This window comes from Phenylobacterium sp. RIFCSPHIGHO2_01_FULL_69_31 (assembly GCF_001824475.1).
In the GTDB taxonomy this organism is placed as follows: Bacteria; Pseudomonadota; Alphaproteobacteria; order Caulobacterales; family Caulobacteraceae; genus Phenylobacterium.
The window spans coordinates 1-13,522 of the sequence record NZ_MHXN01000015.1; the positions used below are offsets into that span (position 1 = coordinate 1).

The following is a 13,522-nucleotide window of genomic DNA, read 5'->3' on the forward strand; positions in this document are numbered from 1 at the left end:
TGGCCCGAGGAAGCCACCCGGACACGGGCATTGGGTCTGTTCACCGTCTGTCCGGCTTAGCGCCGGCCGTGTAACAAACCCTGAGGCGCCCCCCATAGCTCTGGCTCACCTTCGGCTGCACCGGCTCGCAGTGCTTCAGCCACGTCCGTCAGGTCGACAGGACTGCCGGCGCGATCGAAGCGGGCCAGCACCTCGTCCGGCGTGTCACTCGGGGCCGATGCTGATGACATGGTCTATCTCGCGGGACTGACCGCCCGCGTAGAGACAGGCCGACGGTGACATGGGAGGGAGCAGGCAGAGGTATATAGGTGCGCGCCTCGGCCGCTCCCAAGGCTAGAGACCGAGCGACCTCGCCTCCCCCGACGTTCCTTTCTTCATGCCGCCGTGGCGAACTCCGGGAGCGTGCATGACCCGTCGCTGACCGACGCCGGGGGACATAGGAAGCGGCTCAGCCGCACGTAGTCGGGTGAGGTCACCTTGATCTCCGCCCAGGCGCCCTTGTCCGTGAGCGCCCGTGCGATGCGCCAGGCCGCGTCTTCCGCCATCGCGCCCGATCGGAACACCAACGGCGCCGCGAGCTGTTCAGACTGCACCATCCAACCCGCCTCCGTAGGGACGACCGAAATGGGATGAAGCACCGCTGTTCCTCCTCTCCTGCGCAAGCGTAGCCTTGGTCGATTTAGGTCGCTTGAGTGGGCCCGCAAGCGTCGGGAGGCAGGGTTCGTGCTCCGGCTCAGCCAAGTATGCGGAGGGGCAGATCGAGATCGACTGCAGCGCGATCCGGATCGTCTTCAGGCAGGTAGGCGAACCTGGGCGCGGAGGCGGGCATAGAGCTGAACTTCGGGCTGGTGCTGCATCTCCACCACGAGGGCGAAGCGTTGGCGCGTCTCGAACGAGGCCGCCCAGCCGGCTTCACATCGGACCACCAGGTGGTAGGAGCCGCCGTAGGCGTCGGTGTCGCGCGTGAACGTCACGCTGGCGGTCTGGACGGTGTTGCGTTCCCGCTCGCGCGGCCCCGGCTCCATGCCGCAGTTGAACCGATTGTCGAGATCGGGGCGGCGGCCCTCCGCCTGGGTGCGACGGCGGAAGTGATCGAAGATCAGCGCCGGATCACACCCGCGGACGAGGCGGAAGCTCATCCCGACGCCAGCATAGTCGGCGCGGGTATGGCGGACCGGGGGATCGTAGGCGAGGCTGACCCGGATCGTGCGCCGCCCTCCTCCCTGGAAGAGTTCGGGTATGGGAACCTGATAGACGGCGAAATGGTCCAGCGGCAGCTCGTCCTCGGCGAACAGGACCACGCGATGGTCGTCCGAGTAGGCGGCGCGTTCGGCGTTGGGCCGGCCATTCCCGCAAACCGCCCTCACGGTGTCGTTGCCGAGCGGCTGCAGCCGCAGCTCCGCCGGCTGCGGGACCTCGCTGGCGCCGGCGAGAAGGGCCCGCATCAAATTGGCTGACGCGTTCGGGAACCGGCCCAGGAGCCGCGCCGCCTTCGACGCCACCAGGGGCGCTGCGTATGACGTGCCGGAGCCCGCGGTGAAGAGCCGGTCCAGGAAGCGATGATGGAGGGTGAGCACGCCGGCGGAAGCGAGATCCTCGCCGAGGCGCAGCCGCCCGACCATGGGGTCGAACACCATCGTGCCGCCGACATCCACCAGGTCCGGCTTCGTGGAGCCCCCGATCCCCGGGCCGACGCGGGAAAACGGGGCTGGCTCCAGCGCCCGCGTGATCGGCCGAACATGCACGTCGTCGGCGAACTCCGGCCCCAGCCCCTCTCCGTGCGCCAAGGCGCCGACGGTCAGGACGTTCATGGCGCCGGCCGGCTCGCAAATGCGATTGGCAGGCTCGGTGAGATACCCCGGGTACTCTGTCACCGCCTGCTCGATCCGATTGCCGCCGCGCGGCGCGCGATTCCCGGCCGAGACGATGATCAGGACGTCGAGCTCGCGGGCCAACTCGTCCAGCGTCTGCGCCCAGGGGCCGACCTTGCCGCCGTCATACGGACGCTTTGGATCACCAAGCGCCACGACGAAAATGCGGCAGCCAAACCGCCCGTGGAGGCCGGCGATCGCCTCACGCATCTGGGTCGGCACGAGGCGACGGTCGTCGAAGCCGCCGCGGTCGTTGATCACCTTGGCGACGGCCAGCCTGGCGGTTCTCGCGAGCTGCCCGGCCTCGAGCTGCGCCCGCAGGTCGCCGAACAGCGCCACGCCGCTTACCCGGGTGCCGTGGCCCCACTCGTCGGCTGTGCCGAGGCTCGCCGGCGCACCTATGGCTCCCACGATGGCGTCGGCCAGCAGCGGGTGATCATTCACCCCGCTGTCGATGACGCCGATGATGGGCGCGTCGTCCGCCAAAGGGGCGAGGGCCGGAAGCTCTTCCAGCGTGAGGTTCAACGCCTCGCCGATGGCCACATCCGGCTCAGGCGGGAGATCGAGAGCCGCAACCTCCTCCACATCGAGCAACGTCCTGACGACCGACCCGTTGGCGCGCAGCCTCAACATCGTGATCGACGGGCCGACATAGCGGTCCAGGACCTCCCCTTCCCGCCTCTCGATATAGTTGGCGATCTGGTCGAGCTTGCGCGTTCGCGCCTCACGGCGCCCGAAGTCCCAGAGCTCCAGGTCCAGGACGAACTCGCGACCATCGACAAAGTCTGCAGGCTCGGAGAAGCCCTCCTCGCGGAGACGAATCCCGATGCGGTCCCGAGGGGTCACCGCGGCGATCTCTTCGACGCGATTGATGAACCCGCTGTACGCTGGTGAGGCCTGCCCGTCTGGAACGCCCCGCGCATAGGCGGCGAGGCGCTCGCGGAAGCCGCGAAGATCATCTTCGGAAGCGAACAGGACGAGCGTCTTGTCCTCATCGGTGGAGAGCACCGTCAGGCCGAGACGCTCCCAGTCTTCCTCCAGCGTCATGCCGTTCATGCGAACGCGAAGGATCAGGGACGGATCGACGAACTCTGGTCGACGGCGGCGCTGCTGTTCTTCCACCGCTGCCGTGAGCTCGGCCTCGAGCCGGCCGCTGTGGTGACCCGGATCCCGCGCGGGCGCGCCGCCGCCGCCAGGCCGCTTGCGGCGCTCCAGCTGCTCAGGCAGGCGGACGAGCCGCAAGTGGTCGTGCCGCGCCATGCCGGCCTGTTCAGTCCGAGGCCTTCAGGCGCGCCCTTCCGGATCGGCGGCGAACCTCATCGGCGATGGCGCGGCGGAGGTCCTGCTCGCGGACGGTCTTGCGCCGGTGGATGACGGCCGACTTGATGGCCTGGACGCAGACGCGCTCGATCTCGGCGTAGGAATAGCCTTCGAGCTTGCCCGCTTGGGCGAGTGGGTCGAAGTCGAGGGCCACGTTCTTGAACTTCAGCTTCAGGAACCGCTCGATCATCTGCCGGTCGGGCTTGTCGAACCAGATCACCTCGTCGAAGCGGCGCCAGATCGCCGAGTCGAGCGACTGGTCGAGATTTGTCGCGGCGATCATGAAGCCCTTGGGACGAATGCGGTCGATGAACAGCAGCAGGCTGTTGACCACGCGCCGCAGCTCATTGTGCTCGCTGGTGTCGTCGCGCGCCCGCGCCAGGGCGTCGAACTCGTCGAGGAACAGGACGCAGGGCTGTTTCCGAGCGAACTCGAAGATCTTGCGGATATTGGCCGCGGTCTCTCCGAGGTAGGACGAGATCAGCCGATCGATCTTGACCACGTAGAGGGGCAGCCCGAGCTCGGCCGCGAACACCTCCGCGCAGAGGGTCTTGCCGCACCCGGGAGGTCCGCAGAACAGCAGCTTCGAGCGAACCTCGAGGCCGCGCCGACGGATTTCATCCCCTCGGCGGAACTCGTAAATCAGGTCGACGAACACGCGCACGTTCTCATCGCTGAGCACGATGTCGTTCTTGTTGTGCTCCGGCTCGACCCGCTCGACGAAGTCGCTGGCGGCGTCCGGGAACGGGATCAGGGGCGCCAGGGCTCTCGGGGCGGGCGTCGCAGGCTGGGCGTTATCCAGGGTCCTGCGAAGCGAGCGGGCGAGCACGCGGTTGTTCTTTTGTTCCTCTTCGAGGATGATCTGCTCGGCGACGGCCCGGAACTCGTCGTCCCGGCCGTAGCTCGCCAGCAGTTTCTTCATCAGCTCGCCGCGCGCCATGACGATTCGTCTTCGATGCCCCGCGGGACGTTAGTGGAATTCCGAGGCCCCGACCATTCGGCGCCAGGGCTTAAGATGGCGTCAACCATGCCGCTGCGCGAGGGGGCGGATGGCCGCGACCGTACGCCCGTCGAGCGATAGCGCCGCAAACGCCGAAGGGTCTACGCCGTGGGCCGCGGGGCTACTTGCGCCGCCAGACGCCGTCGATGTCCCTGTAGTAGTCACCCGGCTTGAGCCTGGTGTCCCGCAGGGCCTTGGCCGCGGCGACGCCGGCGACCTCGGGCGTCACGCCGTTGCGCCCGGCCGTTTCCTCATAGACGCGCCGCCGTCCGGCATTGATCTCCTCGACGGCGGCTTGCAGCGCCGCATCGGCCGGCGTCGTGACGAAGCCGAGAAAGCCGTCCGCCTGCTCGCCGACTTCTCCTGCGGCTTTCGCCGCGTCGACCAACGCCTTGGCCGACGGCGCCTGCGCCAAGGCGAACCCCGGTCCGAGGCCAGCGACAATGGCGATCGACGCGACCGCAGCCCGTCTCGTCGGGCAACAGCGACCTTCCATCGTCCACCCCGGCGCTAGTGCGAGAGCAGCAGGGGAATGGGCGAATCGTCCAGCATCTCTCGGCTGACGCCGCCCAGGATGAACTCCCGAATCCGCGAATGGCCGTAGAGGCCCATGACGATGAGATCCGCCTGGGCGACGTGGGCGGCGTGCTGCAGGATCACCTCGCTGGCCGGGCGGCCGCCCTCGGGCAGGCGCTGGACGTTCACGGACCGGCAGCCGTGGCGCTGCAGGAAGGCCTGGAGCGTCTGCTCGGCGTCACGGGCGGCCGCTGGATGGTCCACGATCACCGCCGAGACCTGATCGGCCTTGCTGAGCAGAGGCAGGGCGTCTCTCAGGGCCCGGGCCGACTCCCGGCTGCCGTTCCAGGCCACGAGGATGTTGCGGCCAACACGGGTGGCGTTGCTGGTGTCTGGAACGGCGATGACGGGTCCGCCGGCGTTCAGCGCCACCGTGTCGGCCGGGGCGAAGACGCCTTCGCGGGTGTTCTCGGGCGGCCCGGGCATGATGAGGAGGTCAGCCCCCCGCGCGGCTTCGATGAGCTCGTTGGGCGCGCCGCCATCCAGTTCACGCCAGGCGATCGCCTTCCCGCTCGCTGCGCCTTCCAGCGTGGCCTTCGCAGCCTTGGCGTTCGCCAGCACAGTCCGATTGTGGGCCTCGGTAAGGTCTTTCATCACCGAGGCTGGCGGGGCGACTTCCGCGCTGGCCCCGAGATAGACCGAGGGCGCGGCGGGGGAGAGGAATACGCCCGCAAGATCGGCGTCGAAACGGCTCGCCAGGTCGGCGGCGATCGCCGCGCGCCGCCCAGCCCCTTCGTCCACGCCCGCTTGTACGAGTATCTGCTTCAAGCTCATCTACGTCTGCTCCCAACCATCCGTCGGTCCCGCCTGCGCCGGCTCCGACGTAAGAGGAGGAGCGCGGGGCGCGACCCATCTTGACCTTGGTCAAGAAAGGGCGGGCGCGGGCCCGTTCAATCCCCTCAGTGCGATCTGGAGTTGAGCCCGGCGCGTCACGCCGGATGCGGCCGGCGAGCCCTCCAACTTGACGCCGGTCAAGCTGCGCCCTCCGAGAGCGGCGACAGTCGAGCGCGTTTTCGTGACCCCGCGCCCAGCCAGCTGGGCCGCCCTCAGGAGGAGAACATGCGCTCGAAGCGAGTTTGGATCGTACTTGGCGTCATCCTGGTCTTGGTCGTGGTTGCACTGCTGGTCTGGAGGCCATGGCGTGACAGTCCCGCGGCTCCGGAAGCGACGGGCGCGCCAGCGGCGGCGCCGGCAGGCTCCCGCGCGGGCCCTTACGAGCGCCAGCGCGCCGAGGCCGAGACCGCGGCCGAGGGCGCCTTGGATGCGGAGGCCATCGCCGTCCTCGCGGAGACCGACCGCGCCATAGCGCGCATTGCGGCCGGAGACCGCCCCGGCGCGCTTGCCGCCCTGGAGGCGGCGGCGGGCAAGGCGCAGATCCTGGTCGGCCGCAATCCGGCCAATGCGCTGATCCCCGCCTCGGCGGAGGTCCATGTGATCGACTCCGCGCCCGCGGACGAGGATCGGATCGAGCGGATGCGGCGTAGTCTCCAGCTGTCGGTGATCGCCGACGACTTGCCGAAGGCGCGGCTGATCCTCGACTCGCTGCGAAGCGAAATCCGCGTCCGCACCTACCACATCCCGCTCGGGACCTATCCGGCCGCCCTCGCCCAGGCCGCCGCGTTGCTTGACCAGCAGAAGAACGCCGGGGCCGCCGACGTGCTGGCTCGGGCGCGCTCGACCCTGGTGATGATCGACGAAGTCACGCCCCTCCCCCTGGTCGTCGCTCAGACCGCCGTGGACGCGGCGAAGGCCGACAAGGATGCGCAACGCCGGGCGCAGCATCTCACAGCGGCGCGCGAGGCCTTGGAGCGGACGGAAGATCTTGGCTACGGCGACAAGGACACCCGCAAAGCGCTGCTAGCGGAGATCCGAAGCCTGGAGGGCGGGGCCAAGTCCGGGTCGGACATCGAGGCGGCGCTCGAACGGATGCAGACCCGCCTCAAAGACGTGGTGGCGAGGCTGAAGGGCGAGCAGAAGCAGGCGGAGTCCTAGAAGACGCGCGGCGAGCTTCGGGGCCCGCTCCTCGCCCCGGAGGTCGCTGGCGGCGGGCTCGCGCCCCGCCGTTCACGTGGTCGCATCGCGCCGTTCGCCACGTCTGGCGCGCCGGAGCGAGCGCCCTAACTCAACACCGAAGAAGCGGCAGGAGAGAGTCTCATGAACCTCGAGAAATTCACCGACCGCGCTAAGGGCATGCTGCAGGCCGCCCAGAGCGTGGCTGTCCGCCTCAACCATCAGCGTATCGCGCCGGAGCACATCCTGAAGGCCCTGCTCGAGGACCCGGAAGGCATGGCCGCCGGCCTGATCCGCTCGGCAGGCGGCACTCCGGAGCTGGCTGGACGCGAGGTCGACACGGCCCTCGCGAAGATCCCCGCCGTCACCGGCGCGGGCGCCTCCCAGCCGCCAGGCCTCGACAATGACGCGATCCGGCTCCTCGACCAGGCCGAACAGGTCGCACAGAAAGCCGGCGACAGCTTCGTCACCGTGGAGCGCCTGTTGCTGGCGATGGCCATCGCGGCCAGTTCCCCGGCCGGGCGGGTCCTGTCGGCGGCCGGCGTGAAGCCTGAGGCGCTGTCCAAGGCGATCGATGCGCTGCGCGGCGGCCGGCTGGCGGACACCGCCAGCGCCGAAGACCGCTACGAGGCGCTGAAGAAGTACGCCCGCGACCTGACCGAGGCGGCCCGCGCCGGTAAGCTCGACCCGGTGATCGGCCGGGACGAGGAGATCCGGCGCACGGTGCAGATCCTGGCGCGGCGGACCAAGAACAACCCCGTGCTGATCGGCGATCCAGGAGTGGGCAAGACCGCGATCGTGGAGGGCCTCGCCATCCGGATCGCCAACGGAGACGTGCCGGACACCCTGCGCGACCGCAAGCTGATGGCCCTCGACATGGGCGCACTGATCGCCGGCGCGAAATACCGCGGCGAGTTCGAGGAGCGCCTGAAGGGCGTCCTGGACGAGGTCAAGGGGGCCGAAGGCGGCATCATCCTCTTCATCGACGAGATGCACACCTTGATCGGCGCCGGCAAATCGGAAGGGGCGATGGACGCCGGCAACCTGCTGAAGCCGGCCCTGGCCCGAGGCGAGCTGCACTGCATCGGCGCCACGACGCTGGACGAATACCGCAAGCACGTCGAGAAAGACGCCGCCCTGCAGCGCCGCTTCCAGCCGGTCTATGTGGACGAGCCCACGGTCGAGGACACCATCTCGATCCTGCGCGGGCTGAAGGAGAAGTACGAGCTGCACCACGGGGTGCGGATCACCGATGCGGCCATCGTCGCCGCCGCAACCCTCAGCCATCGCTACATCAGCGACCGGTTCCTGCCCGACAAGGCGATCGACCTCATGGACGAGGCCGCGTCGCGTCTGCGGATGGAGGTGGAGTCCAAGCCTGAGGAGATCGAGGCCCTCGATCGGCGCATCATCCAGCTGAAGATCGAGCGCGAAGCTCTCAAGAAGGAAACCGACGCCGCGTCCAAGGACCGGCTCGCCACCCTCGAAAAGGAGCTCGCCGAGATCGAGGAGGAAGCCGCCGCCCTCACGCAGCGGTGGCAGGCCGAGAAGGAGAAGATCCAGGCCGAAGCCAAGCTCAAGGAACAGCTCGACCAAGCGCGCCTCGAGCTCGAGCAGGCGCAGCGGCGCAGCGACCTCGGCCGGGCGGGCGAGCTCAGCTACGGCGTGATCCCGCAGCTGGAGCGGCAGCTCGCCGACGCCCAGGCCGCGAGCCAAGGCGCCATGCTGCGCGAAGAGGTCACCGCGCAGGACATCGCCGGCGTGGTCTCGCGCTGGACCGGCATTCCGGTGGACAAGATGCTGGAAGGCGAGCGCGAGAAGCTCATCCACATGGAAGACGCGCTCGGCAAACGGGTGATCGGGCAGTCGCACGCGATCTCCGCCGTCAGCAAGGCGGTCCGCCGCGCCCGCGCGGGCTTGAAGGACCCGCAGCGGCCGCTCGGCTCGTTCCTGTTCCTCGGCCCGACGGGCGTGGGCAAGACCGAGCTCACCAAGGCGCTGGCCGGCTTCCTCTTCGACGACGACACGGCCATGGTCCGCATCGACATGTCGGAGTTCATGGAGAAGCACGCCGTCGCCCGCCTGATCGGCGCGCCGCCCGGCTATGTCGGCTACGAGGAAGGCGGCGTGCTGACCGAAGCCGTGCGGCGTCGGCCGTATCAGGTCGTGCTCTTCGACGAGGTGGAGAAGGCGCACAACGACGTCTTCAATGTCCTCTTGCAGGTGCTCGACGATGGGCGGTTGACCGACGGCCAGGGCCATACGGTCGATTTCTCCAACACCCTCATCATCCTGACCTCCAACCTCGGCAGCCATTTCCTGTCGAACCTGCCGGAGGGCCAGGACGTCGAGAGCGTCGAGCCTCAGGTGATGGAGGTCGTGCGCGCGCACTTCAGGCCAGAGTTCCTGAACCGTCTGGACGAGATCATCCTCTTCCACCGGCTGGCCGCCGAGCACATGGGACCGATCGTCGACATTCAGGTGGAGCGGCTGCAGAAGCTGCTGGCGGACCGGAAGATCACCCTCGAGCTCACCGACGAGGCGCGCGCCTGGCTCGGCCGCGTGGGCTACGATCCGGTCTACGGTGCGCGTCCGCTCAAGCGGGCGGTGCAGCGCTACCTGCAGGATCCGCTGGCCGACATGATCCTGAAGGGCGAGGTGCGAGATGGCGCGAGCGTTCGGGTGACGCAGGGCGACGGCGAGCTGACCTTGACGCCGAACGGGCCGGAGTTGGCCCAGCAAGCCGCCTGACCCGAGGCCGCCGCACTCGGCCGATGGGTGCGGCGGCCGCCATCGGGCTCGAGACCGAGCTGCCGCCGCTCAGGCCGCGCGCAGTTCGAACCGCTCGGGACGGACCGCCCTGAAGAGGGCCTCTGCGTCTTGGGCCGGATCGAGCCAGGCGCTCCATTCTTCCGGCTCCAGGATCACCGGCGCGCGGTCGTGGTACTGCGAGAGCCAGCCCGCCGAAGGGCCGGTCAGGATGGTGAAGCTGCGGATCTCGCCAGCGTCAGGGGTGGCGCAGCGATCCCAGAGGCCCGCGAACCAGATCGCCCGGCCGTCGGCGCGGGCGAAACGGTGCTTCACCTTGGCGCCCTTCTCCCCGGTCCACTCGTACCAGGCGCTGGCCGGCACGATGCAGCGGCGCTTGGCGAAGGCGTCGCGGAAAGTGCTGGCGCTGTGGCAGGTCTCGACCTTGCAGTTGAACGTCGTCAGCTTGAAGCCGTCGTCAGCCCCTTTGACGGTGTCCTTCAGCGGCTTGCCGTTGCGCCAGAACGGGACCAGGCCCCAGCGCATCTTCTCGAGCTGCCAGCCCTCGCCGTCCCAGCGCGCGGTGAGCTGCGGCGTCGTCGGGCGCACGTCCGGATCAGGCGCGAGGTTCAGGGGCTCGGTCTTCACCGTTCCGAAGCCCGAGAGCTGCTCATGAATGTCTCGCCAGTAGAGGTGCGAGGTGTCGAACCTTCCGCACATCAGCGTCTCCATGCGTCGCGGGGCAAGCCGCCCCCTTGGTCTCCGATCGCCGGCCGGCTAGCCGCCATCCCGTAGTCGAACGCCTGGACCCGCGCCGGTCGCCGCGTCCGCGGTGATGAAGGCCACGCCGGCCGCCTCCAGCGCCCGTTGGACAGCGTCCACGTTCGCCGCAGCGCTTCGGCCGGGCCCTTGGCGACCCTCCATTCTGACGATGGTCGGCAGCGAGAGCCCGGACGCTGCGGCCAAGGCCGGCTGGCTCCAGCCGAGCAGAGCCCGGGCCGCGCGGATCTGCGCAGCCGTCAGCATGGCGTGATCAGAATATTATCTCGCATGAGCATTTTAATTTGACAGCCTGCCGCCCGGAGCATGATCATAAACTAATCTCTCGTGATTAGCAGGTTCAGGTCATGGGCTCACGTCGTCAGGCGGAGAGCGGCGGCGCGTCCGTGCGCGCGGTGTCGCGCCGCACGCTCCTGGCGGGCGCTTCGGCCGTCGCCGTCCCGGTCGCCGCACCGATCGCCGGCCCAGCGGGCCTCCCGCCGGCCGCGCCCGAACTTCGGAGCCCGACCGGCGGCCATCTCGTCCGGAGCTGGTTGCGCATCGACGCCCAGATCGAGCGCCTGCAGACGCGCTGGGCCCGACTCGAGGCCTGGCTGGTGCGAGAGCATCGATGGTGCGAGCTGTCGCCGGCCGAACAGCAGGCGCTGCCCTGGGTGCGGGAGCTGCGCGATATCGACGGTTGCCTGGAGGTCCTCTTCGAGAAGCGGGAAGCCCTTATCGGGCGCCTGCCCGTCGACGGGGCGTCGGACCTGACAGAGCTGGCCGAGCGGCTCGAGGTGGTGGAGCGCCTCATCGTCGCCGACGAGCACCCTGAGGCGAACGCGCTCGTCAGGGGGGTGAGAAGCGACCTTCAGGCCTGGACTGCGAGCGGCATGCCCTCGTCGGGGCTGAAGGACGTCTCGGGACAGGTCTGACGCGCGAAGCCGCACCATTTGCGCCGGACGTCGCGTCGGCCGTCTGGAGCTGGCGCAGCCTGCGCGCGGCGCCGAGCAGGCCCGGATCGGGATGGGTCACCAGGAAGGTGGGCGTGTTCTGCAGGTAGGCGGTGAGCCGCCCCTTGCCTTCGAACGCCGTCCGAAAGGCGCCGGTGTTCAGCCACTCATAGATCTTCGGGGCGATGCCGCCGGAGAGATAGACCCCGCCCGACGCGCCGAAGGTGAGCGCAAGGTCGCCGGCGACCTGTCCGTAGATCCTGACGAACCGCTCCAGCGCCTCGCACGCTGCAGCGTTCCCCTCCCCGGCCGCGGCCACCACTTGCGCGGGCTGGGTGGCTGCCGGGCGGGCGCCGCTGGCCTCGCAGAAGCGCTCATAGATCGCGACCAGCCCCGGTCCTGAAAGGACCCGCTCGATCGATACCCGGCCATGACGCGCCTTCAGGCCTCGCCAGAGGTCCAGCTCCACCTCGTCCGTCGGCGCGAAGCCGGTGTGGCCAGCCTCGGACGCGATGGGGATGTCGCCGTCACGGCCGGGGACCAAGACGGCCGCGCCGAAGCCGGTGCCGGCGCCGATGACCGCGACCACCCCAGGCTGGCGCGAGCGCGGCGGACCCAGCGGCCGCAAGTCCTGGTCCGCCAACTCCGGCACGGCCAGAGCCTGGGCCACGAAGTCGTTGATGAGCTCCAGGGTCCTGAACCCAAAGGTCTCGCGGAGCGCGGGCGCATCGACCTCCCAATCCAGGTTCGTGAACCGAGCCCGCCCGTCCGCCACCTGGCCGGCGACGCCAAGCACGGCGGCCGACGGGAAGCCCGGGACGGCGGCGTCTTCGCGGTAGCGCCCGAGGACGGCTTCGACCGATGTAAACTCGGCGGCGCGGTAGGCCCGCCGCGCGTGCACGCGTCCGCTGCGGTCCACCAAGGCGAGCCGCGCGTTGGTGCCGCCGAGATCGGCGATCAGGCCCGAATAGGCATGGTCGAACTCACGCGCCGCCGACACCTAGTTCGCCTGGATGCTCACCAGCCTCCCTTCCGACTCGCACCAGGCCGCGAGCCCGATGGCGATCTGGATCGCCTCCGCCTTGTCGGACACACGACCGAGCACGCCGCGGTTATGCTTGATCAGCCAGGAGCGCCCCTCCGGCGCCACCTCGAACAGCGTGACGTCCGACTGGCCTGCGCCCCTCGCGGGGTTTCTGGCCGGTCGGTCTGAGGACTCCAGCGCGGCGTCGCTCGCCGCCGCGGTGTCGGTTGCCTGCAGCACGGTCATCATCGGCTCCATCCCCGCGCATGCTGCCGCGGTCGCCCGCCTTGGACTTGATGGGGATCAAGTGCAGCGATGCGACGAGCTCGCGAAGGTTTCACCGGGACGAGCCTCCGCCCGCCGAACGCAGGATCGCGTGCTTGACCGTGTCCGGCTGGGCTTCCACGGCGCGCGCCAGCCGCCGGAGCTCCTGGCGCAGCCCATAGACCTGGTCCATCAGCGAGAGCACGATCGGCACAGCGTCAGCGCCGATCTTCATGTCCCGCTGCAGGTGCAGGATGAGCCGGGCCCGCGCGACGTCGATCTCGCTGAAGCTTGCGCCCCGCTCGCCCCGCGCAGGCAGCACCCAGCCGGCCTGCACCCACTGCCTGAGCCGGCGGCGGCTGAGACCCTGGATCAGCCTGATCACTTCGGTTTCGCCCAACATCACGCTGCTCCCTTCATCGGCCGGCGCGGGTCGTAGCGGTGCTGCTCGCGCCAGCGCCGCATGAAGTCTTCCAGTTCCGGATCGATGCGTTCAGGCAGAACGACGCTGAGGTGGACCAGCTCGTCGCCCTTGGTCCGGCCCTGGACGCCCTTCCCCCGGAGCCGCAGCGTTCGCCCGCTGCTGGCGCCGGCGGGCACCGTCATGGTCACGTTTCCGGTGGGCGTCGGCACCTCCACCTTGCCGCCCAGCACCGCCTCGTCGATCGAGATCGGAAGGTCGACGTGGATGTCCCGGCCCTCCCGCCGGAACACCGGGTGCTCGCCGATTTCCATTTCGATCAAGGCGTCTCCCGGCTCGCCGCCGTTCAGGCCCGGCGCGCCCTTGCCGCGGACCCGAAGCACCTGGCCGTCCTCGACGCCGGCCGGGATTTCGATGTCCATCGGTGAGCCGTCGGGAAGGGTAAGGGTGCGACGTGCGCCGCGCACGGCGTCGAGGAAATCGACCCGCAGGTGGTAGCGGATGTCGCCCCCGCGCATCCGGACATTGCGGAACCGGTCTCCGCCGCCCCGCGTGAAGAACTGCGAGAAGATGTCG

The 13,522-nt window shown here is 69.2% G+C and carries 14 protein-coding genes; 3 read left to right on the forward strand and 11 right to left on the reverse strand.

Going from position 1 to position 13,522, the window contains the following annotated elements; genetic code table 11:
* Positions 1-374: 374 nt before the first annotated feature.
* The 5 genes from A2790_RS11485 to A2790_RS11505 form a co-directional block, all read right to left on the reverse strand.
* A complete protein-coding gene (locus A2790_RS11485; protein ID WP_293391464.1) occupies positions 375-596 on the reverse strand; it encodes a hypothetical protein in 222 nt (73 codons plus the stop codon).
* Between the two features lie 195 nt (positions 597-791).
* The gene (locus A2790_RS11490) at positions 792-3,131 is read right to left on the reverse strand and encodes a S8 family peptidase (RefSeq protein ID WP_293391466.1); all 2,340 of its coding nucleotides are present in this window, start codon (positions 3,129-3,131) and stop codon (positions 792-794) included.
* Positions 3,132-3,141: 10 nt separating this feature from the next.
* Positions 3,142-4,131, reverse strand: coding sequence for an ATP-binding protein (locus A2790_RS11495; protein ID WP_293391469.1), 990 nt, complete (start codon positions 4,129-4,131; stop codon positions 3,142-3,144).
* A gap of 181 nt (positions 4,132-4,312) precedes the next feature.
* Positions 4,313-4,606 carry a YdbL family protein gene (locus A2790_RS11500; RefSeq protein WP_293391472.1) on the reverse strand — a complete coding sequence of 98 codons (294 nt, stop codon included), beginning with the start codon at positions 4,604-4,606 and terminating at the stop codon, positions 4,313-4,315.
* 95 nt (positions 4,607-4,701) lie between these two features.
* Positions 4,702-5,541, reverse strand: a complete 840-nt coding sequence (locus tag A2790_RS11505; RefSeq protein ID WP_293391475.1) for a universal stress protein — start codon at positions 5,539-5,541, stop codon at positions 4,702-4,704.
* Positions 5,542-5,826: 285 nt separating this feature from the next.
* Here A2790_RS11505 and A2790_RS11510 point away from each other — a divergent pair, with 285 nt between their 5' ends.
* Together A2790_RS11510 and clpB are read left to right on the forward strand one after the other, a co-directional pair.
* Complete coding sequence (locus A2790_RS11510; RefSeq protein WP_293391477.1) at positions 5,827-6,759, forward strand: YfdX family protein; 933 nt, start codon at positions 5,827-5,829, stop codon at positions 6,757-6,759.
* Between the two features lie 162 nt (positions 6,760-6,921).
* Positions 6,922-9,528, forward strand: coding sequence for an ATP-dependent chaperone ClpB (gene clpB / locus A2790_RS11515; protein WP_293391480.1), 2,607 nt, complete (start codon positions 6,922-6,924; stop codon positions 9,526-9,528).
* A gap of 69 nt (positions 9,529-9,597) precedes the next feature.
* Here clpB and A2790_RS11520 read toward each other — a convergent pair whose 3' ends face one another.
* Together A2790_RS11520 and A2790_RS11525 are read right to left on the reverse strand one after the other, a co-directional pair.
* A complete protein-coding gene (locus tag A2790_RS11520) occupies positions 9,598-10,245 on the reverse strand; it encodes an SOS response-associated peptidase (RefSeq protein ID WP_293391483.1) in 648 nt (215 codons plus the stop codon).
* Positions 10,246-10,302: 57 nt separating this feature from the next.
* Positions 10,303-10,551, reverse strand: coding sequence for a helix-turn-helix domain-containing protein (locus tag A2790_RS11525; protein WP_293391486.1), 249 nt, complete (start codon positions 10,549-10,551; stop codon positions 10,303-10,305).
* Positions 10,552-10,652: 101 nt separating this feature from the next.
* Between A2790_RS11525 and A2790_RS11530 the strand changes: the two genes are divergently transcribed.
* Entirely contained in the window at positions 10,653-11,219 is a 567-nt protein-coding gene (locus A2790_RS11530; RefSeq protein ID WP_293391489.1) for a helicase, read from the forward strand.
* Here A2790_RS11530 and glk read toward each other — a convergent pair.
* The 4 genes from glk to A2790_RS11550 form a co-directional block, all read right to left on the reverse strand.
* A complete protein-coding gene (gene glk / locus A2790_RS11535; RefSeq protein ID WP_293391492.1) occupies positions 11,134-12,237 on the reverse strand; it encodes a glucokinase in 1,104 nt (367 codons plus the stop codon). The genes A2790_RS11530 and glk overlap by 86 nt on opposite strands.
* Complete coding sequence (locus tag A2790_RS11540) at positions 12,238-12,507, reverse strand: hypothetical protein (protein WP_293391495.1); 270 nt, start codon at positions 12,505-12,507, stop codon at positions 12,238-12,240.
* Positions 12,508-12,598: 91 nt separating this feature from the next.
* The gene (locus A2790_RS11545) at positions 12,599-12,928 is read right to left on the reverse strand and encodes a chaperone modulator CbpM (protein WP_293391498.1); all 330 of its coding nucleotides are present in this window, start codon (positions 12,926-12,928) and stop codon (positions 12,599-12,601) included.
* Positions 12,928-13,522: J domain-containing protein (locus A2790_RS11550; RefSeq protein ID WP_293391500.1), on the reverse strand; the 595-nt coding region annotated here is incomplete at its 5' end. The genes A2790_RS11545 and A2790_RS11550, both read right to left, overlap by 1 nt.

Excerpts from the sequence above, each read along its gene's own strand:
- A2790_RS11485 (WP_293391464.1), bottom strand. The coding sequence starts at position 596 with ATGGTGCAGTCTGAACAGCTCGCGGCGCCGTTGGTGTTCCGATCGGGC.
- A2790_RS11490 (WP_293391466.1), bottom strand. The coding sequence starts at position 3,131 with ATGGCGCGGCACGACCACTTGCGGCTCGTCCGCCTGCCTGAGCAGCTG.
- A2790_RS11495 (WP_293391469.1), bottom strand. The coding sequence starts at position 4,131 with ATGGCGCGCGGCGAGCTGATGAAGAAACTGCTGGCGAGCTACGGCCGG.
- A2790_RS11505 (WP_293391475.1), bottom strand. The coding sequence starts at position 5,541 with ATGAGCTTGAAGCAGATACTCGTACAAGCGGGCGTGGACGAAGGGGCT.
- A2790_RS11510 (WP_293391477.1), top strand. The coding sequence starts at position 5,827 with ATGCGCTCGAAGCGAGTTTGGATCGTACTTGGCGTCATCCTGGTCTTG.
- clpB (WP_293391480.1), top strand. The coding sequence starts at position 6,922 with ATGAACCTCGAGAAATTCACCGACCGCGCTAAGGGCATGCTGCAGGCC.
- A2790_RS11520 (WP_293391483.1), bottom strand. The coding sequence starts at position 10,245 with ATGTGCGGAAGGTTCGACACCTCGCACCTCTACTGGCGAGACATTCAT.
- A2790_RS11525 (WP_293391486.1), bottom strand. The coding sequence starts at position 10,551 with ATGCTGACGGCTGCGCAGATCCGCGCGGCCCGGGCTCTGCTCGGCTGG.
- A2790_RS11530 (WP_293391489.1), top strand. The coding sequence starts at position 10,653 with ATGGGCTCACGTCGTCAGGCGGAGAGCGGCGGCGCGTCCGTGCGCGCG.
- A2790_RS11540 (WP_293391495.1), bottom strand. The coding sequence starts at position 12,507 with ATGACCGTGCTGCAGGCAACCGACACCGCGGCGGCGAGCGACGCCGCG.
- A2790_RS11545 (WP_293391498.1), bottom strand. The coding sequence starts at position 12,928 with ATGTTGGGCGAAACCGAAGTGATCAGGCTGATCCAGGGTCTCAGCCGC.